Source organism: Pseudomonas sp. WPR_5_2, from assembly GCF_003634475.1.
GTDB classification, from domain to species: domain Bacteria; phylum Pseudomonadota; class Gammaproteobacteria; order Pseudomonadales; family Pseudomonadaceae; genus Aquipseudomonas; species Aquipseudomonas izuensis.
The window spans coordinates 991,437-1,011,073 of record NZ_RBLA01000001.1; the positions used below are offsets into that span (position 1 = coordinate 991,437).

Annotated in this window: 16 protein-coding genes; 4 read left to right on the plus strand and 12 right to left on the minus strand. The window is 61.1% G+C overall.

The annotated features are described in order from the left end of the window. Together BJ917_RS04410 and BJ917_RS04415 are read right to left on the minus strand one after the other, a co-directional pair. Positions 1 to 1,389, minus strand: coding sequence for a diguanylate cyclase domain-containing protein (locus tag BJ917_RS04410; protein WP_121102203.1), 1,389 nt, complete (start codon positions 1,387 to 1,389; stop codon positions 1 to 3). Between the two features lie 538 nt (positions 1,390 to 1,927). Next, positions 1,928 to 2,815, minus strand: a complete 888-nt coding sequence (locus tag BJ917_RS04415; protein ID WP_121102205.1) for a LysR family transcriptional regulator — start codon at positions 2,813 to 2,815, stop codon at positions 1,928 to 1,930. Between the two features lie 133 nt (positions 2,816 to 2,948). Here BJ917_RS04415 and BJ917_RS04420 point away from each other — a divergent pair, with 133 nt between their 5' ends. Continuing rightward, complete coding sequence (locus tag BJ917_RS04420) at positions 2,949 to 4,364, plus strand: MFS transporter (RefSeq protein WP_096510688.1); 1,416 nt, start codon at positions 2,949 to 2,951, stop codon at positions 4,362 to 4,364. 95 nt (positions 4,365 to 4,459) lie between these two features. On the opposite strand, the gene BJ917_RS04425 is transcribed toward BJ917_RS04420, so the two are convergent. From BJ917_RS04425 to BJ917_RS04445, 5 genes are all read right to left on the minus strand, one after another. Beyond that, positions 4,460 to 4,927: a cupin domain-containing protein gene (locus BJ917_RS04425; protein ID WP_121102207.1), complete on the minus strand. Its 468-nt coding sequence runs from the start codon at positions 4,925 to 4,927 to the stop codon at positions 4,460 to 4,462. A gap of 216 nt (positions 4,928 to 5,143) precedes the next feature. Then, positions 5,144 to 6,193, minus strand: a complete 1,050-nt coding sequence (locus BJ917_RS04430; RefSeq protein WP_121102209.1) for a nitronate monooxygenase family protein — start codon at positions 6,191 to 6,193, stop codon at positions 5,144 to 5,146. 113 nt (positions 6,194 to 6,306) lie between these two features. After that, positions 6,307 to 7,824, minus strand: a complete 1,518-nt coding sequence (locus tag BJ917_RS04435; RefSeq protein WP_121102211.1) for a CoA-acylating methylmalonate-semialdehyde dehydrogenase — start codon at positions 7,822 to 7,824, stop codon at positions 6,307 to 6,309. Between the two features lie 290 nt (positions 7,825 to 8,114). Next, positions 8,115 to 8,876 (minus strand): tetratricopeptide repeat protein, encoded by a 762-nt coding sequence (locus tag BJ917_RS04440; protein ID WP_096515349.1) that lies wholly within the window; start codon positions 8,874 to 8,876, stop codon positions 8,115 to 8,117. Between the two features lie 643 nt (positions 8,877 to 9,519). Beyond that, complete coding sequence (locus tag BJ917_RS04445; RefSeq protein WP_256658498.1) at positions 9,520 to 10,215, minus strand: MOSC domain-containing protein; 696 nt, start codon at positions 10,213 to 10,215, stop codon at positions 9,520 to 9,522. Positions 10,216 to 10,311: 96 nt separating this feature from the next. Between BJ917_RS04445 and BJ917_RS04450 the strand changes: the two genes are divergently transcribed. Beyond that, on the plus strand, positions 10,312 to 11,199 hold the full coding sequence (locus BJ917_RS04450) for a LysR family transcriptional regulator (RefSeq protein WP_096510678.1): 888 nt from the start codon (positions 10,312 to 10,314) through the stop codon (positions 11,197 to 11,199). Between the two features lie 1,069 nt (positions 11,200 to 12,268). On the opposite strand, the gene BJ917_RS04460 is transcribed toward BJ917_RS04450, so the two are convergent. The 4 genes from BJ917_RS04460 to BJ917_RS04475 are packed head-to-tail and all read right to left on the minus strand — an operon-like array spanning position 12,269 to position 15,875. After that, positions 12,269 to 13,285 carry a nitronate monooxygenase family protein gene (locus tag BJ917_RS04460; RefSeq protein WP_121102215.1) on the minus strand — a complete coding sequence of 339 codons (1,017 nt, stop codon included), beginning with the start codon at positions 13,283 to 13,285 and terminating at the stop codon, positions 12,269 to 12,271. A 3-nt stretch (positions 13,286 to 13,288) separates the two neighbouring features. Continuing rightward, complete coding sequence (locus tag BJ917_RS04465; protein ID WP_121102217.1) at positions 13,289 to 13,843, minus strand: cytochrome b; 555 nt, start codon at positions 13,841 to 13,843, stop codon at positions 13,289 to 13,291. A gap of 47 nt (positions 13,844 to 13,890) precedes the next feature. Continuing rightward, entirely contained in the window at positions 13,891 to 15,564 is a 1,674-nt protein-coding gene (locus BJ917_RS04470; protein ID WP_096510672.1) for a cation acetate symporter, read from the minus strand. Next, the gene (locus tag BJ917_RS04475) at positions 15,561 to 15,875 is read right to left on the minus strand and encodes a DUF485 domain-containing protein (RefSeq protein WP_096510670.1); all 315 of its coding nucleotides are present in this window, start codon (positions 15,873 to 15,875) and stop codon (positions 15,561 to 15,563) included. The genes BJ917_RS04470 and BJ917_RS04475 overlap by 4 nt, the downstream gene beginning before the upstream one ends. A gap of 262 nt (positions 15,876 to 16,137) precedes the next feature. Between BJ917_RS04475 and BJ917_RS04480 the strand changes: the two genes are divergently transcribed. Further along, positions 16,138 to 17,031 (plus strand): LysR family transcriptional regulator, encoded by an 894-nt coding sequence (locus BJ917_RS04480; protein ID WP_121102219.1) that lies wholly within the window; start codon positions 16,138 to 16,140, stop codon positions 17,029 to 17,031. Here the strand turns inward: BJ917_RS04480 and BJ917_RS04485 are convergent. Then, the gene (locus tag BJ917_RS04485; RefSeq protein WP_256658499.1) at positions 17,021 to 18,265 is read right to left on the minus strand and encodes an MFS transporter; all 1,245 of its coding nucleotides are present in this window, start codon (positions 18,263 to 18,265) and stop codon (positions 17,021 to 17,023) included. The two genes, BJ917_RS04480 and BJ917_RS04485, sit on opposite strands and share 11 nt — an antisense overlap. A gap of 338 nt (positions 18,266 to 18,603) precedes the next feature. Between BJ917_RS04485 and BJ917_RS04490 the strand changes: the two genes are divergently transcribed. Beyond that, a complete protein-coding gene (locus BJ917_RS04490) occupies positions 18,604 to 19,632 on the plus strand; it encodes a D-cysteine desulfhydrase family protein (protein WP_121102223.1) in 1,029 nt (342 codons plus the stop codon). Positions 19,633 to 19,637: the final 5 nt, after the last annotated feature.

Below are 19,637 nucleotides of genomic sequence, written 5' to 3' on the forward strand. Positions count from 1 at the left end.
TCACCCCAGCTCACTGGCCAGACGGGCCAGAAGCAGTTCGCCATCTTCCTGATCGAGCAGTTCCTCGGGCGCCGTGATGCTGATGACACGCAGGGAAATGTCGCTGATCTCCGGTGCGGAAAACAATTCCGCGACCTTGCCCAGGCGTTGCTTGACGATGGCCAGGCCCTTGGCATCGGTATGGGGCAGCATGATCCAGAAGAACTCCTCGGTGCTTCGCGAGCAGCGGTCCGTTTCCCGGACGGTTTCCTTCAGCCGATCGGTCACGCTGTCGATGAACGCGTGACCGCGTTGTTCACCCAGGCGCGACAAGGCCCCGCTCAGATTGACGAAGCGCAGGCCGATCAACGAAAAGGCCGGCTCCGGGTAGCGGCGCACAAGCTGGATTTGCCAGGTCAGCAGGTCATAGAAATCCTTGCCGCCCAGCAGCGTGAGTCGACCGAAGTGCTGGGCCGAGCGATCACTGAACTCCTGGCGGCAGCGGAAACGACCGGCCTCGGTCAGGCGGAAATCCCTGATCTCCCGCACCCGCAACTTGTCGGGGGTGTGCGACAGGCCGCAGTCCAGGCAACGGGCCTGCACTTCGGCATCGACAAAGAACGCCTGGCACGACCGACAGCGATAGTTCTCCATCGGGCGGTCGTAATCGCTGCCGATGTGGCGCAAACGGTTCAGGCAATTGGGGCACAACAACACCCCGTCCTTGAGGAAGGATTCCTGGGGGCCGACGTGACCGCAGGTGAAACAATGCAATGAAGGTTGCCGGGAAATGTCCAGGGCCTGGCATTCGGCGCACACATCGATGTAATTGAGCCGGCCCGAGCCGCAGTCCGCACAGAGGCGAACCCGGTCGACCAGAACGCCCTCTTCCAGCCAGTCCTGTTGCGCCATCAGACTCAACCAGACAAACGAGTTGACTTGCTCGTTGTCCGCCAGCGCGTCCAGTAACGGATAGCGATAATGCTGGGGCACTTCCGGGTCGCGCAGGGCATAGATGCGCGCATCGTCGCGCAGCCAAAGCCAGGACAGCACCCGACTTTCGAAGCGCTCCGGGGCGGCCTCTTTATTGAACAGGCGGAAGCGTTCCAGCCAGCTCCGCCAATTGGTTTTGATTTCGTTGGAGTCGACCGGGCACGCGCCATCCCCCAGGGCTTCGCACCAGGCATCCTGATCGCGGCAGCAGTAGATGAGGGTGTAACGATAGGGGCGGATGGAGCGCAACTTGCGCAGGAATTTTCCCGCATGGGTGCCGGGCATATCCAGCAGCAGTACATCAAATGCGGCGACAGCCAACAGGCTGGCAAAATCGGCAAAGTGTGCAATCTCGGGAAGATTCAGGCTGGGAACTCTATTACCGAGTATCGCGATTCGCGGATTTGAAATCGGCATGACATACGCCCTCTACAGGAGACCGAGAAGTGCGATTGACAGGAGATACCAACACTAGCACCGCATCAGAGAAGCGCATGCTTAATTGTGAAGTTATTTTTTGACAGTCCGACCGCCGAAAACTCTTCAGACAATTCAATGAATTTTTGTAAATCTTAGCGCGGGGCAATTTGATCGAAAGTAAAAACGAGACAAATTTGAAATTATTTATTTTTCAATCAGTTAAAATAACTAGCCAACTAATAACCTCACCCATAAATGATTGCCAATCAAATTGACATCATTGATAGCGTTGCGCCATTTGGCAGTACCTGCAATTCGAAACCAGTTGCACTCGGCTCTTTTCATTTACGACCAACGGCCGCAAATACAATGCAACACACTATAAGTTCAAATTATTTTTATATCAAAATAACAGTCTTTTATTACCAAACCAAACAGTAATACCCATCACTATTATCATCAGCTTATCAGCCATTATTTCAATATCAAGTTCATGGCACTCGATAGATCATGCAACTTGTTTATGGGTGCGTCCTTATGCGCAAACTTCCCTGAGACAGCCGCGCAACCAGCGATGCACCGGGTCGGCATCCAGCCGCGGATGCCACAGCATGGCCACGGTAAACTCCGCCAGGGACAGCGGTAGCGCAAAGCTGTGCATGCCCGCGCGCAGGTTGGCAGTGTGGCGTTCCGGCACGCTGGCGATCAGGTCGCTGGCGCGGGCGAGCGCCAGTGCAGTGGAGAAGCCGGCGACAATGGTCACGATCTGTCGCGCTAGACCAAGGGGCGCCAGGGCTTCATCGATCGGTCCCTTGTCCAGCCCGCGGCGGGACACACTGATGTGGCTGCCCGCTGCATAACGTTCAGGCGTGATCTCACCCTTCCCCAGCGCATGCCCGGCACGCACTACGCCGATGAAACGATCCCGAAACAAACCCTGGGTCCGCAGCTCCGGGCCAGCGGCGTGGCCGACGACACCGGTTTCCAGATCGACCGTGCCATTACGCAGTGACGTGCTGTCCTTGTCGGGTTTGTGCACGAAACGCAGGCGCACACCCGGCGCTTCTTCGGCAATGCGTGCGATCAGCGCGGCACCGAAGTTTTCGACAAAACCTTCGCTGGTGCGCAGGGTAAAAGTGCGCACCAGCTGTTGGAGGTCAGGCTGCTCGGCCGGGCGCAGTACCGTTTCAGCCTCCAGCACAAGCTGACTGACCCGCTCACGCAACGCCAGTGCCCTCGGCGTCGGCACCAGGCCGCGCCCGGCCCTGACCAGCAGCGGATCGCCCGTGGTTTCACGCAAGCGCGCCAGCGCCCGGCTCATGGCCGACGGACTCAGGCCCAAGCGCTTGGCGGCCCGCGCCACGCTGCCCTCGGTCAGCAGGACATCCAGTGTGAGCAGCAAGTTGAAATCGGGCGTCGACATGAAGGGCACCGTGGCTCAGTGAGATGGCGTCAGACGCACGTATCAAGTGCAACCGATGCGCCTTCCGCCATGTTAGGCGCGGGCGTAGATTTGCGGTAGCTCCAATCGGGAGTGGCCAGAAAAGAGGACCCCCATGGATTCCACAGCAGCTGTCACAGAAAGCAGGGAACGGACATTGTCTGTCAGGTGGGCGCTGGCCAGCCTGTCGCTGTCGATGTTGTTGTCATCCCTGGGCACCAGCATCGCCAATGTCGGCCTGCCGACACTGGCCCAGGTCTTCAATGCGTCCTTTCAACAGGTGCAGTGGATCGTCCTCGCCTACCTGCTGGCCATCACCACCCTGATCGTCAGCGTCGGTCGCCTCGGTGACCTCATGGGTCGGCGGCGCCTGCTGTTGACCGGGATCGCTTTGTTCAGCCTGGCTTCGGCCTTGTGCGGCCTGGCGCCGAGCCTGGAACTGTTGATCGGCGCGCGGGCGCTGCAAGGTCTCGGCGCGGCGATCATGATGGCGCTGACCCTGGCGTTTGTGGGCGAGACGGTGGCCAAGGACAAGACCGGCAGCGCCATGGGTTTGCTGGGCACAATGTCGGCCATCGGTACGGCGATGGGACCGTCGCTCGGCGGTGTGCTGATCGCCGGGTCGGGTTGGCGGGCGATCTTCCTGATCACGGTGCCCCTGGGCTTGTTGACCCTTGTGCTCGCCCATCGCTATTTGCCTGCCGATCAGCACCGGGCAAAGACCGCTCGGGCCGCGTTCGATCCACTGGGCACCCTGCTGCTGGCCCTGACGCTCGCCGCCTATGCGCTGGCCATGACCCTCGGACGTGGCCATTTTGGCGCGCTGAATATCGCTCTGCTGCTGTTGGCTTGCGTGGGTGTCGGGGCGTTTGTGTGGGTGGAGAAGCGTGTCGCCGCGCCGTTGATTCGCTTGGCGATGTTTCGCGATCGGCCGCTCAGTGGCAGCCTTCTCATGAGCCTGTTGGTGACCACGGTGATGATGGGCACGCTGGTGGTCGGGCCGTTCTATCTGGCGCAGGCCCTTGGCTTGAGTGCCGTCGAGGTCGGGCTGGTGCTGTCGGTCGGGCCCTTGGTCGCCGCACTGACCGGGGTGCCTGCGGGGCGCATTGCCGACCGCTTCGGTGCCCGGCGCATGACCCTCGCCGGGCTGGTCGCCATCGCGCTCGGCTGCCTGCTGTTGTCGGTGTTGCCGAGCACCTTGGGTATCGGCGGCTACCTTGCACCCATGGTCGTGATCACCCTGGGTTATGCGGTGTTCCAGACCGCCAACAACACGGCGGTGATGGCCGATGTCCAGCCGGAACAACGGGGGGTGGTGTCCGGATTGCTCAACCTGTCGCGTAATCTGGGGTTGATCACCGGGGCTTCGGTGTTGGGGGCGGTGTTTGCGTTGGCTTCGGCGACGGTCGTTACCGCGCCCCCGCAAGCTGTTGCCCACGGCATGCGCATAACATTTGCCGTGGCGTTAGGCCTGATCGGCGCCGCGTTCATTGTAGGAGCGATGCTTGCTCGCGATGGACGTCAACGATAACGCGCCCTGCCTGACTGACCGTGTTGTCCGGGCGTTTTTCGCGAGCAGGCTCGCTCCCACAGGTTCGCAGTCGAACTGGGCGGGACGGCGGCCTGCTACTGCTTGAGGATAAGCAGCGGCGTGTCTTTCTTGACGACGTAGGTCGCCAGTTCCGAGGCCTTGCCCTTGCCGATATTCTTCGCGACATGCACGGTGCCTGCCGGGATGTACAGGGATTCGCCGGCATTGAGTACAACGTTCGGCTGCCCTTCGAGTTCGTACTCGAACGTCCCTTCGATTACGTAAGCCACTTCAACACCAGGATGGGCATGTTTGGGCGACACCACGCCCGGATCGAAATCGACGCGCACCTGAATGACTTCGCGCCCCTCTACATCAAGGTCGCGATGGACCAGGTCGGTGCGCTTGATGCCTGTCTGCCAGCTCTTGGCAGGGGCTTGGCCAGCATCGGCGGATGGTTGGGTTTCCTGGGCCTGGGACAGGCCGGCAAAAGCGGTCAACGCGGCCGTGACGAAGGCGACGCCAAGCAGGCGGGTGGCGTTGGTCTGGTTATTTCGGGACATCGCAGTTCTCCAATGAGCGCCGGGTAAAAAGCGCGGGATGCCGTTGTGGGGCTACGCCATTACGCGGTCGTCATGTATCGCGTTCGTGTCGCGCAGGGACTGTTTTTGTATGCGCAAGTCGCTGTCGGCGAGGGAGATACGTTCAGATACAAGGGCCTGATTGGTCGCCCTTGGCGTGCAAGGCGGTTTCGCCCGGCGTCCCCCCCTGCGAGGGTGTCAGGCCTTCATTTCGGCGGCCAGCACATTTACCATTGCCGCTGCCGGCATGGACCGTACCAGTGGCGCGCCCTGCCCGGCCCACTGCACGGCGAAGTCGCTGTTGGCCCTGGCCGCTGCGGCGGCATTGAGCGCCTTGTTGGCGTCGTAGGCGATGGGATAGTCCGGCAGCGCCGGGGCATTGGCCTCAAGGCTGGTGAAGTTACGATTGACCATGCCCCGGGCAGGTCGGCCGGAGATGACGCTGGTGACCCTGGTTTGATGAGCACGCGGGCCTTTCAGGGCTTCCCGATAAACCGCATTGGCGGAGGATTCGGGACACAGAATGAATGCCGTACCCAACTGCGCGGCGCTGGCGCCCAGCTGCATGACGGCCTTGATGCCGGCGCCATCCATGATGCCGCCCGCCGCGATCACCGGCAGTCGGGACGCTTCGGTCAGCACACGCACCAGGCCAAGGGTGCCCATCTCGCTGTCCTGCTGCGGATCGAACACCCCGCGATGTCCCCCGGCTTCGTACCCCTGCGCCACCAGCGCATGCACGCCAGCCTGCTCCGCCTGCTGCGCTTCGGCCAGGTTGGTCACGGAACACAGCAGGACGATACCGGCGTCCTTGAGTGCATCGATGGCCGGTTGCGCTGGCAAGCCGAAATGGAAGCTGACCACCGCGGGCTTTTCTTCCAGCAGCATGTGCAGCATGCCGACGTCCTCGACGAACGAGGTGTAGATCTCACGCAGCGAGGTCGGCGCAGTGGCGTCGAACTCGGCGAAAAACGGCGCGAGGAAACTCAGCCACTGCGCTTCACGCACACTGTCTTGCACCGCAGGCGCGTGGCAGAACAGGTTCACATTGAACGGCTTGTCCGTCAGCGTCGCGGTCTCACGCAACATGGCCCGCGCCTGTTCGACGTTGCTCGCCCCGATGCCGATGGAGCCGAGCCCGCCGGCGTTGGACACCGCGGCCGCGAGCCTGGGGGTGGAGACGCCCACCATGGGCGCCTGGATGATGGGCAGTTCAATGTCTAAAAGGGACAACAAAGGGTTGGACATGAGAACACCTGAATGTCATGCGAAAAAATGAGGAGCATGGAGTCGCCCCCCCGGGAAAACGGACAACGTGCCAGCCCGCGCCAACACGCCCTCCCACCCGAAAAACTCAGTGATTACTTGGACGTCGGCATGGCAAATTCAGCGCCCTTGGCAATGCTGTTCGGCCAGCGCTGCATGATCGACTTCTGCTTGGTATAGAAGCGCACGCCTTCTTCGCCATACGCGTGCATGTCACCGAACAGCGAGCGCTTCCAGCCACCGAAACCGTGCCACGCCATGGGCACCGGAATCGGCACGTTGATGCCGACCATGCCCACCTGGATGCGGCTGGCGAACTCACGGGCGATGTGACCGTCACGGGTGTAGCACGCGGTGCCGTTGCCGAACTCGTGGGCGTTGACCAGATCGACTGCCTCGGCAAAATCCTTCACCCGCATGCACGCCAGCACCGGACCGAAGATTTCCTCTTTATAGATCTTCATTTCCGGGGTGACGTGATCGAACACCGTGCCACCGAGCCAGAAACCCCCGGCACAGTTGGCACCGGCCTCTGAACCGTCAAAGCCGCGTCCGTCGACCAGCAGCTCGGCACCCTCGGCGATGCCTTGCTCGATGTAGCCGGTGATGCGCTGATGCGCCACTTGCGAAACGATCGGCCCCATTTCGGCGGCCAGGTTCATGCCCTCGAGGATTTTCAGCGTACGGGTACGCTCCACCAGTTTCGGCATGACCTTGTCGGCGACATCACCGACGAACACCGCCACCGAAATCGCCATGCAACGCTCGCCGGCAGAACCAAAGGCTGCGCCGATCAGTGCATCGACCACCTGATCGATGTCGGCGTCGGGCATCACCACCATGTGGTTCTTCGCCCCGCCCAAGGCCTGCACGCGTTTGCCGTGGCGGGCCCCGGTCTCGTAGATGTAATTAGCAATCGGCGTCGAGCCGACAAAGCTCACGGCCTGGACTTGCGGATGATCGAGCAGCGCATCCACCGCTTCTTTGTCGCCCTGCACCACGTTGAACACACCGTCCGGCAATCCGGCTTCCTTGAACAGTTCGGCGATCAGCAGCGAGGGCGAAGGATCGATCGGACTGGGCTTGAGCACGAAGGTATTACCGCAGGCGATCGCCACCGGGAACATCCACATCGGCACCATCACCGGGAAGTTGAACGGCGTGATGCCGGCCACGACCCCCAGGGCCTGGCGCAGGGTCCAGTTGTCGATGTTGGTCGAGACCTGCTCGGTGTAGTCGCCCTTGAGCAACTGCGGGATGCCGCAGGCGAACTCCACCACCTCGATACCGCGGGTCACTTCACCCTGGGCGTCGGTGAACACCTTGCCGTGCTCGCGGGTGATCATCTGCGCCAGCGTGTCGCGATGCTCGTTGAGCAACGCCAGGAACTTGAACAGGATGCGCGCACGGCGCAGTGGCGGCGTCGCCGACCAGGCCGGGAAGGCGGCCGCTGCCGCTTGCACCGCCGCGTCGACTTCAGAGGCATTGGCCAGGGCCACCTTGGCGGTGACCGCACCGGTGGCCGGGTTGGTAACGTTCTGCCCACGGCCGGAAATGCCCGGCGTCACGCGGCCGTGAATGTAGTGTGCGATCTCTGCTGGCTGGTTGCTCATGGCGGGTGTCCCCTGCTGGTGGATAAGAGCCATCTCTTTTTGTTTTCGGGAGAGTGCCAGGCGGGATGTGGATGCGGCTGGCAGGGCCAAGGTAGGCCAGCCTTATAATCATGTAAAATGATGATTAATGATCTTATGGATCATAAATGGTGAATGCTATTTTGCACCGTGCACGGTGGGGAACCCGCGCGGGGAAATACAGACAAGCGATGGTCACACTCAGTTATCGCAGCACTCAATGCGATCCATCAGATTTGCGCCAGGCAGAGGCGCTTTTTGTCGAGCGTCGTTCACCCGTGCACCAGGTAGGCCCCTGCCGGAACCCGATGTCGCAGTTTCTTGCATTTGCCGGGTGCGGGCTGATGCCCCGGCGGGCGGTCAGGAAACCAGATTCGGCATCGACCCGGAGGCGGTAAATGGCCGCGGGGAATCCTGACCTCATCGTATGCAGGCTCTGGCTCGTCGGAAGCCATTCGCAAGTTTCCTGTGGGAAGCCTGCCAATGGTCGGTGAGTCCGATAGCCGGTCTGCCTTTACGTGAGTGAAGTTGCCAACGTCGCGCCCGTTGTCCGCAGTGGTTTGTTCTGCCACGTCCATTTCTGCTTCGTTGCGCCTTTGGGTCTCCATTTCCACCCCCTGGCGTACGGCGACCAGATCCTCTTTGGCGCTGGGTGGGGTACCCGTGGATTGGGCCTGCTGCGCCGCCTGAATCAATTGGAAGTTGCGGTTGCGTAACGCAACGTTGCGACCAACCCGCATGTTCGAGCGCGCCGCCAGGGTTTCAGCCTGCTGGTACTGCCCCTGTTGAAGACGCAATACACCGAGGTAATGCAGCGTCGCGGGATTGTTCGGCTGGATATGCAGGGCCCGCTCCAGCGTGGCAGCGGCTTGGTCCAACTGGCCATTTTCATACTGGCGCGAGGCGGTTTCGATCAGCGTGGTTGATGCACTGTTGCTTTGAGCAGCAGCGGTTCGCTCGGCAGCAACCGAACAAAACGGCGCAACGGCACAGCACACCAGGATCAAACCCGGTAAAAAACGTTTGGTTGGCATCAGGGACGGACTCGACTGATCTCGCACAGCACTGCCGAAAAACAGAACACAGTGCTCGGGGCTCCAATCGACCTGGCGAGCCCCTTGAAGTTCCCGCCCCATCATCCGGGCGTGTACCGCGTTTTCCGAACGTTTTTCATCGGAACGCCGCCCAGACCAAGCATCGCTCCTACAGACTGTCAGGGCGGAACCGTCAGTGGCCGTCGCCGCAGGATTGGATATGTACTCGATCAACAGCATTCAGGTCGGCTGTCAGGCCGCCTCGCTTTGGCTTTTCGCGGTGTTCGCCCCCTCGTGAGGCCGAGTGGAGGTTCTGCGCAGTGGGCAACCCGGCATGGATGCCGGGTTAGCCGCGCACGGCCAAGGATGGCCGATCGCGGCGGGCCCACGGAGCAGGACCGGAGCAAGGGCATGCCGAGCCACAGCGAGGCACCGAACGAAAGGGGCAAGAGCCCTTGGTTACTTGGGGCTTTTCCAAGTGACTCGCCGTAAGGGCGAAACCCTAAGTGGCCGTTACCGCAGGAATGGATATGTACTCAGTCAACAAAAGACAGGTCGGCTGTCAGGCCGCCTCGCTGGCAAGCCAGCTCCTACAGGGATAGAACAGCCAGGTCGCCGTTTCGATTGATACCCGCAAGCAGAATCAGGATCCGCTTGCGACGCGCTTTTGCAGATACTTCGCCCGCTCGGACAATCGCCGCTTCCAGTCCTCGGCCAGGCCTCGGGTGGTCGCCAGCGCCAGCAGATCATCGATCACCGGCCGGTGCGACAGCTGCACCTGCCAGAACCGGTCGATGGAAAAATGCTCGGTATGCCGTTCCAGCAGTTCGATCCCGTCCCCCGCTTGCAGGAAGCCCGGCTGAAGAACGCGGTAATACCAACCGGTGATGCGCTCCCTGGCAACGAACATTGACAGGTGCTCGGCATCAAAACGGTGGTTGATCTTCCAGCACGGGCTGCGCGGCTGGGACACCTGCAACACGCTGCTGCCGACCTGGAACACATCACCGATGTGCACGTTGCATTCACAGAGACCGAACGCGGAAATGTTCTCCCCCAGGCTGCCCGCCACCAGTTGCGGGGCGCTGTGGGCAAAAGCCTGGGCCAGGCGCGCGTAGTTCTGCGCCGCGTATTGATGCACGGCTTTTTCCGGACCGCCGTGTACCCGGGTGTCGCCGTGCTGGTCACCGACGATCCCGTGCAGCTCTACGCGGACGGGACCTTCGTGACGCCGCTTGAAGATGCCCGTGCATTGCCCCTCGGGCTGCAATACCCCCAGGCCACCGGCGAAGACGTGGTCAATTTTCGAAGTCAGTGTCATGGATCGAACGGCGCTCATTATCCGGTTTCGGTCACTTTACTAATCGTTGTCGCTGGTCGTAAAGTGATCGTTAAATATACCCATAATCACTTTTTATGATGGATGGTGACGATCATGGAAATGCGCCAACTGAAGATTTTCTGCGCCGTGGCCGAGCTGGGCAGCTTCACCGCCGCGGCGTTGCAGGTGAATACGGTGCAGTCCAACGTGACCATGCGCGTGAAAGAGCTGGAAGCGGAACTCAATCGCGAGTTGTTTATCCGCAAGAAGTCGGGGGTGGTGCTGACGTCGGCGGGCGAGACGTTCCTCGGTTATGCGCGACGCATCCTGCAGTTGACCGAAGAAAGCCGCAGCGCCTTGATGGACACCGGCAGCCCGACGGGCCTATTGCGGCTGGGCTCGATGGAGACCACCGCGGCCATACGCTTGCCGCAGGTATTGACCAAGTACCGCGAGCAATATCCTGACGTGCAGTTGTCGTTGCTGACCGGCACTACGGTGGAGCTGATCAAGGCGATTGAAGCGCACCGGCTCGACGGTGCCTTCGTGGGTGGCTTCCACCAGAACTCGGCGCTGACCCAGGAAGAGGTGTTTAGCGAAGAGCTGGTGTTGGTGAGTAGTAACCAGTTCGATTCCCTGCCCGCGCTGATGGAAAAAATGCCCCAGCAGACGGTGCTGGTGTTCCGCACGGGCTGCTTCTATCGCTCGACCCTGGAAAACTGGTTCTATCAGGTGGGGTTGGTGCCTAACCAGATCATGGAGCTGGGCACTCTGGACGGCATCCTGTCGTGTGTCGCGGCGGGTATGGGCGTGACCTTGCTGCCCAAGGCCATTGCGGAAAACTGCAGTGTGCGCCACGGGATTCGCTGGCACACACTACCGCCGGAGTTCGCCAACGTCTCCACCGTGTTCATCCGCCGCAACGACTCGATGATCACCTCGGCGATGAGTGCGTTCATTGGTTTGGCGCAACAGCAGATTGCGCGACCGGCGACGGTTTGAGTAACACCGATAACCACTGTGGGAGCGAGCCTGCTTGCGATAGCGTCGGGGCAGTCGACATCGATGTTGACTGTTCCACCGTCTTCGCGAGCAGGCTCGCTCCCACAGGGGATCTCTGTCGGTCGCAGAATTCGCGTTCACTGAAGATCAAACCTGTGGGAGCGAGCCTGCTCGCGAAAGCGCCGGGTCAGTCAACATCGATGTTGATTGTGCCGCCGTCTTCGCGAGCGGCTCGCTCCCACAGGGGATCTCTGTTGGTCGCAGAATTCGCGTTCACTGAAGATCAAAACTGTGGGAGCGAGCCTGCTCGCGAAAGCGCCGGGTCAGTCGACATTGATGTTGACTGTTCCACCGTCTTCGCGAGCAGGCTCGCTCCCACAGGGGATCTCTGTTGGTCGCAGAATTCGCGTTCACTGAAGATCAAAACTGTAGGAGCGAGCCTGCTCGCGAAAGCGCCGGGTCAGTCAACATCGATGTTGATTGTGCCGCCGTCTTCGCGAGCAGGCTCGCTCCCACAGGGGATCTCTGTTGGCCGCAGAATTCGCGCTCACTGAAGATCAAAACTGTGGGAGCGAGCCTGCTCGCGAAAGCGCCGGGTCAGTCAACATTGATGTTGATTGTGCCGCCGTCTTCGCGAGCAGGCTCGCTCCCACAGGGGATCTCTGTTGGTCGCAGAATTCGCGTTCACTGAAGATCAAAACTGTAGGAGCGAGCCTGCTCGCGAAAGCGCCGGGTCAGTCAACATCGATGTTGATTGTGCCGCCGTCTTCGCGAGCGGCTCGCTCCCACAGGGGATCTCTGTTGGTCGCAGAATTCGCGTTCAGTGAAGATCAAAACTGTAGGAGCGAGCCTGCTCGCGAAAGCGCCGGCTCAGTCGACATTGATGTTGATTGTGCCGCCGTCTTCGCGAGCAGGCTCGCTCCCACAGGGGATCTCTGTTGGCCGCAGAATTCGCGCTCACTGAAGATCAAAGCTGTGGGAGCGAGCCTGCTCGCGAAAGCGCCGGGTCAGTCGACATCGAGGTTGACTGTGCCACCGTCTTCGCGAGCAGGCTCGCTCCCACAGGGGATTATTGCCAGCCGAGCGTTCTTCGTTGCTCGTTCAGAATTCGCCCCGTCGCGGCATAGTCGGTGACGCCAATCTCCAACCGACCCGGTGCTATCGAAAGGCCTCGAGCAAGCTCCGCCACCCGCTCGGCGGCCGGCACCACACTGTGAATCTTGCCGACGCCCTGCCCCGCATACAGCGACAGCTTTTCAGCCATCCGCGGCTTGTCGATGGCCCGGGCGCCGCCACCGATGAAGCGCAGCAGGTTCCACTTGTCCCGGTTGGGGATCACCCGGTGCGGTGTGCCGTAGGTCCAGCCGAAGGAATAGCCGGTGCGGTACTCGGTGTCATCGGTGGTCGCCTCGACGATCTTCTGCTTGTACAGCGGATGCGCGTTGGACTCATCGGTGGCAATGAACGCCGTGCCCACCACCACCCCCGAGGCACCGAGCGACATCAGCGCCCGAACATCGTCGCCATGGGTAATACCACCGGCAGCCAGCACCGGCCGTCCCTCGCAAACACCGAGGATCGAGGTCAACAACGGCATGATGCCAATGGTGCCGCGATTGAGGTGACCGCCACTTTCACTGCCTTGGGCGATGATGATGTCGGCACCCTGGGCGATGGCAATGTGGGCCAGCTCCACCGACCCCGCCTGCACCATGACCACCATCCCGGCGTCTTTTGCCCGGGGGATCATGTCGGCGGAATACTTCTCGGCATAAAACAGCGACAGCAGTTTGGGCTTCTCCTTGAGGATCACCTGGAACTGCGCTTCGAAGACATCCGGGCCGCCGAACTGCGGCACCAGATTCACGCCGAAAGGCCTGTCGGTCAGCGCACGGGTTTCCCGAATCCAGCGACGCAAGGCCAAGGGCGGCAAACGCAAGCCGCCAATCACGCCCATGCCCCCGGCATTGGCCACGGCCCCGACCAGTTGCGGACCGGAAATCGCCGCCATGCCGCCGAGAAAAATCGGGTACTTCACGCCGCAGAGCCGGGTGACGGCGTTACCCGCAAAATCGAATTCGCTCATGACTCACAGCTCCACATGTTTGCCAAGCATCCGCTTGAGCGTGTTGTTCTTCAGGAGAAAGTGATTCTTGACCGCGCCGAAGATGTGCAGCGCCAGCCCGGCGAGAAACGCCGTGGCGCCGATATCGAACAGCCCATCGACCACCTGCTTCAACGCCTCATTGGCGGGCAGCAGGCCTGGAATCCACCAACCGCCGGGCAGCTCCACCACGTCCCCGGCCGCAGCGCGCGATGCCCACACCGCAATGGGCAACAGCACCATCGCCAAGGCCAGCGACACCGCCACCGAGCGGCTGATGATCACTTCGATGGGGTTGGGAGTGCCCACCGGCAGCGGATGGTAAGCGCTGATCCGCGCCCAGAATCGATAAATCGAAACGAGGAACAGCATCAGGCCCAGCAGGTTTTGCACCCTGCCAAGTTCCTGTTGCAGTGCCGCACTGGACGCGTGGCCGATCAACACTTGAAGGATGAAAATTGCCAGCAGCAAAAACGCCACGACCCAGTGCAATGCGATGGTGATGGGTGAAAATCTCAGGCCATTGTCTCTTAGTTGCATGGCTGACTCCTTTTGCAGAGGTCGCAAAAAAATTGGGAGCGAAGGTCTTAGTGATTGACGGCCTGCGCCGCCCCGAGCCCTGTCCGGGCACGGATCAACTGGTCGTCGAAACGCTCGCGCTCAAGCCCTGCACTGTGGCTGCGGTCGGTGACCGAGCCCAGCCAGGTGAAGAAGAACGCCACGTTCATCGAGATGATCGCCGGGTAGTCGTAGGGGAAGATTGCGTCGGTGTTGCCCAGCACCTTGACCCAGACCGCAGGCGAGAGAATCACCAGGCCGACCGCGCTGATCAGGCCGGCGACACCGCCGATCAATGCACCACGGGTGGTCAGCCCCTTCCAGTACATCGAGAGCACGAGGACCGGGAAATTGACCGAAGCTGCCACGCCGAAGGTCAGCGCCACCAGAAAGGCGATGTTCTGATCCTTGAACAGGATCCCCAGCACCACGGCGACGATGCCGATGCCCACCGAGGCGATCCGCGAGACTCGGCGCTCGTCCCGGGCATCGGCTTTGCCCTTCTTGACCACCATCACGTACAGGTCATGGGAAATCGCCGAGGTGCCGGCCATGGTCAGCCCGGACACCACCGCCAGAATCGTCGCGAACGCCACGGCGGAGATGAAGCCGAGCAGCAGATCGCCGCCCACGGCCTTGGCCAGGTGCATCACCGGCATGTTGCCGCCGCCGATGAGCTTGCCGGCCAGATTGCCCGACTCGTAGAAGGCCGGATCCTGCCCGACGATCACGATGGCGGCCAGGCCCAGCACGGCGACGATCAAGTAGAAGAAGCCGATGAAGCCCGTGGCGACGAATACCGATTTGCGCGCCTGTTTAGCGTCCGGCACGGTAAAGAAGCGCATGAGAATGTGCGGCAATCCCGCCGTGCCGAACACCAGGCCCAGTGACAACGAGATCAGCGACAGCGGGTCGGCCACCAGTTTGCTCGGCAGCAGGATTTTCTCGCCATCGTGGTGCGCGGCCACGGCTTTCTCGAACAACAGGTCGAAGGAAAAGCCGAACTTGCTCAGCGCCAGGAACGCCAGCAAGGTTCCGCCCAACAGCAGCAAACCGGCCTTGATGATCTGCACCCAAGTGGTGGCGACCATGCCGCCAAAGGTGACGTAGACCGCCATCAACAAACCGACGGCGACGACCGCGTAGTTGTAAGGCAGGCCGAACAACAGCTGGATCAGTTGCCCGGCACCGACCATCTGCACCACCAGGTAAAAGCACACCACCGTCAGCGAGCCGAAGGCCGTCATGGTGCGGATTCGGTTTTGATCGAGGCGAAAAGACGCAATGTCGGACAGGGTGATGCGCCCCAGATTGCGGATGCGCTCGGCGAACAGGAACAACAGCAACGGCCAGGCGACGAAGAAACTGATCGAGTACAGCACGCCATCGAAACCGTTAAAGAAGATCATGCTGGTGACGCCCAGCAGCGCCGCCGCCGACATGTAGTCACCGGCCAGCGCCAGGCCGTTCTGGAAGCCGGTGATGCCACCGCCGGCGTTGTAGAAATCGTCCATGGATTTGGTCTTGGAGGCGGCCCACCAGGTGATGCCGAGGGTCGTTACGACAAAGACCAGGAACATGCTGATCGCGGTGATGTTGATCGGTTGCTTTTCGACGCTCTGCAGCACGTCGCCGGCCATGGCACGCGCCGCCAATGTGCTCAGCAGAACAGGAAGGATGAGGTTTCGCAGGAGGCGTTTCATACGATCGCCCCCGCGCGGATGTGTGCGGTCAGCTCATCGAACTCGCCGTTGGCCCGCAGGATGTACAGCCCGGTGAACAACCAGGCGCCGACGATAAACACCAGGCCCAGCGGCCAGCCGATGTTGATGATGCTGGTGGCGGAAAGCTTCGTCGCTAGCAGGTGGGGGGCGAAAGCGGCGACGAGGATGAACGTGAAGTACGGGACAAGGGTGGCGGCGGTAAGGCCGGCGACGAATCGTCGCTGCCGCGAGACCAGCTCCTTGTAACGGGGATGATTGCGAATTCTGGCTGATTCGGTTGCATGGTTCACGTTGACTCCGTGTTGCAGTGGTGACGTTATTGTTGTTCCACAGCCTCAGACTCGAAGACTCGATCCGCCACTGGCTGCGGTATCTGTGCCCCTTCAACCTATGCCCGGCTATTGATCATGTAAAATGATCATTTGTGATTCAGTTGATCGCTTTTGGTGAATCAGCATCCCCTTCTTGCTTGCCTTCCCGACCCTCTGACACTAATCTCAATGAAGCTTTAGCCTGAGCATCAGTTATTACTTTTAGAGATAGGTGAGTTCGATGGATGTAGCGGATCTGAAGGTGGTGGATGCCGTCGCGCGCCACGGCAGCATGAACAAGGCCGCCAGCGAGCTGAACACTGTCCAGTCGAACGTTTCGGCGCGGATTCGCTCGCTGGAAGACGAACTTGGGGTAACGCTGTTTCAACGCAGCGCCAAGGGTGTGCAGGTGACACCCGCCGGCCGCCGCATCCTGCCCTTCGCCGCACGGCTCTCGAAATTGCTGCTCGATGCCTCCAGCGCCGCCCGGGATGACGGCCATCCCAAAGGCGTGCTGGAGATCGGTACGCTGGAAACCACCTTGGCCCTGCGCCTGCCACGTCTGATCGCCCAGTTCGCCAAGGCTTACCCCGAGGTTCGCCCGGTGGTGCGCACCGGCACCACGTGCAGCCTGATCCAGGGTGTCATCGACTGTAAGCTCGAAGGCGCGTTCGTCGCGGGACCGGTCAATCACCCGGACCTGCACAGCGAAGAGGCGTTTCGCGAAGAGCTGGTGCTGGTCACCTCGCCTGCGTTGCGCAGCCTGGATGATGTCGCTGCGGTCGAGAATCTGAAGACCGTGGTGTTTCGCATCGGCTGCTCCTACCGCCAACGCCTCGACACACTGTTGACCAGCCTCGGTATCGTCGCCCCCGAGCCGCTGGAATTCGGCTCGATCGAAGCCATCATTGCCTGTGTATCGGCGGGGGTCGGGGTCACGCTGTTGCCCCGGGGCGTCGTGGCCATCGCTGCCCGCGAGGGCTTGGTGGCGGTGCATGAGCTTGCGCCGGAACTGGCGGAAGTGGAGACAGTGTTCGTGCGGCGCATCGACGGCTATTTCTCCAGCGCGCTGGCCACATTTCTGCACAGCGTAAGGCTTGATGCCGTCTCTGCCCTGCCCGCCGCTACCCTGTAACGCTCCTACATGACAGCGTTACAGTGAAAAACCGGCGCTTCACCCAGCCGTTGATGCCGGCACACAGCATCAGCAACGCACCGGTCACCAGGAACACGTGGTGCAAACCGAAATGCGCGCCGATCTGGCCACCGATCAGCGGCCCGATTACCTGCCCGGAAAACTGCGCCGATTGCAGGTAGCCCAGGATTTTCCCGGTGTTGTGTTCTTCCACCGACTGCCGGATCAACTTGGCAATCGCGGGCAAGAGCCCGGCGATGGTCATGCCCATCAAGCCGCGTAACACCGCCAGTTGCCACCATTGCGTGACGAAGGCCTGAGGCACCATGACGATACCGGTCAACACCAGGCAACCGATGATCACGTTCCAACTGCCGACACGATCAGCCAGCGCCCCCAGTCTGGCGGCGGTCAATATGCTTCCCAGTGCCGAACAGGCCATCACCACCCCGGCTATCCGCGCCTGATCGTCGAGGGCCACGCCCAAGTGACCGATATAGACGGTGATGATCGGCTCAATCGACATGTTGGCCAGCAGCACCATCATCGCTGTCATCAGCAACGCAGCAATGATCGGCCAGCGTGAACCCGCACCCTCCCCTTGAGTTTTTTTGTCGCGCCGCGCCCCGTCCACCCCGCGCTCGAAATCTTCGCGAATCAGCACAATCGTGGTGATCGCCGCCACGGCGATCATCGCGCCACCGACAAAAAAAGTGCCGCGAATCCCGACCAGTTGCGGCAAAAACCCACCCACCAGCGGCCCGATCAAATTGCCGGACAAGGCGCCGGTCGAGAGTATGCCCAGCGCCCAACCCGCTTTCTCCCGCGGCACCTGGGAACCAATCATCACAATGGACGCCGAGGCGTAACCACCAATCAGCCCGGCGACCAGGCGCAGCACCACCAGGTCGGTGACGTCCCGCGCCAGCCCGATCAGCGACATCACAATCGCCATGCCGATGGCCGCGCGGATCAGCATCGGCTTGCGACCGTAACGATCAGCCAGCCGGCCCCACAACGGCGCGGTAATCGCTGTACCAAAAAACGTCGCACCGAAGGCCACCGCCGACCACTGCACCACGTCGGCCTGAGCCGTGACGCCCAGTTGTTGCACGTAAAGCGGCAGGAACGGCAGCAGCATGCTCAGGCTCACCAGCGTGGTGAATGAGCCAAACACGCAAACGGCCAGGTTTCGGCGCCAATAGGGAAGATTACGATCGGCATAGTTCTTCACGCTGTCCATCCCTTCTGTTTTTCAGTTGGGCTGACTCTACGCGCGAGCGTGATATCTAAAGAAACGAATTAAATAGACAAGTGTTATCTGTAAATTGGATATGTAGAACTGTATCTAATCCCTCGTGGGAGCGAGCCCGCTCGCGAAGACGGTATTCCAACCACAGAGAATGTGATGATGTACCGGCCTCTTCGCGAGCAGGCTCGCTCCCACAAGGGATTGGGGACATTTGATACACGGTGTATCAAGAGTAATTCCGGGAGGACGGTATATCTTCAAACCACGGCTTCTTACAGTGATCGATCCACTCCGTCCCCTCACGCCAAGAGTGCTCCTTCATGCCCCACGACTTGACCCTCCTCGATGCCGCTCTCGCCGCCTACCCCCGGGCGACCTTGCTCGAAGGCCGGACACCGATCCAAAAGCTGTCGCGATTGAGCCAGTTGCCCGAACTGAACGGCTGCAACCTCTACGTCAAACGCGATGACCTGACCGGTCTCGGCGGTGGCGGCAACAAGCTGCGCAAACTGGAATTCCTCCTCGGCGAAGCACTGGCCGAGGGCGCCGACACCCTGGTGACCTGGGGCGGCCTGCAATCCAACCATGCACGACTGACCGCTGCCGTCGCGGCGCGCCAGGGCCTGGCTTGCGAACTGATTCTGACCCCCTCGGCCGTACGTACCGACGAGGACTTCTGCCATAACGGCAACGTGGTACTGGACGCCCTGTTTGGCGCAAAAATTCATCGGCTGGCCGCCGGCGCCGCACCGGATGCCTACGCCGCCGAGTTGCTCGAAAAACTCAAACGCCAAGGCAAAAAACCCTTCGTCATGCCCTTGGGCGGCTCCAGCCCCCGGGGCAGCCTCGGCTATGCCGCCTGTGCCGCCGAGATCCTGCGCCAGGCGGATGCCCTCGACATCCAGTTCGACCAAATCATCGTTCCCAACGGCAGCGCCGGCACTCATTCGGGATTGCTGGCTGGCGTCACGCTGGCCCGGTCATCCACGAAAATCACCGGCTACTCGGTATTGGCAACCGAAGAACAAGCGTCGACGTTGACCCTGGAAAAAACCCGGCAGGTGCTGCAGCTCCTCACCTGCTCCACTCCGCTGGCCGAAAACGCGATCAAGGTGGATGGCAGCCAACGCGGCGAAGCCTACGGCGCACCGACCGAAGCCATGCTCGAGGCCGTGCGCCTGCTGGCATCCCATGAAGGCCTGCTCACCGATCCGGTCTATGGCGGCAAGGCGTTTGCCGGTTTGCTCGCCGCCGTGCGCCGGGGTGACTACCCGTCGGGCAGCAACCTGCTGTTTGTAATGACGGGTGGGCTACCCGGGATTTTTGCCTACCGCCGTGCTTTCGACTGATCGGG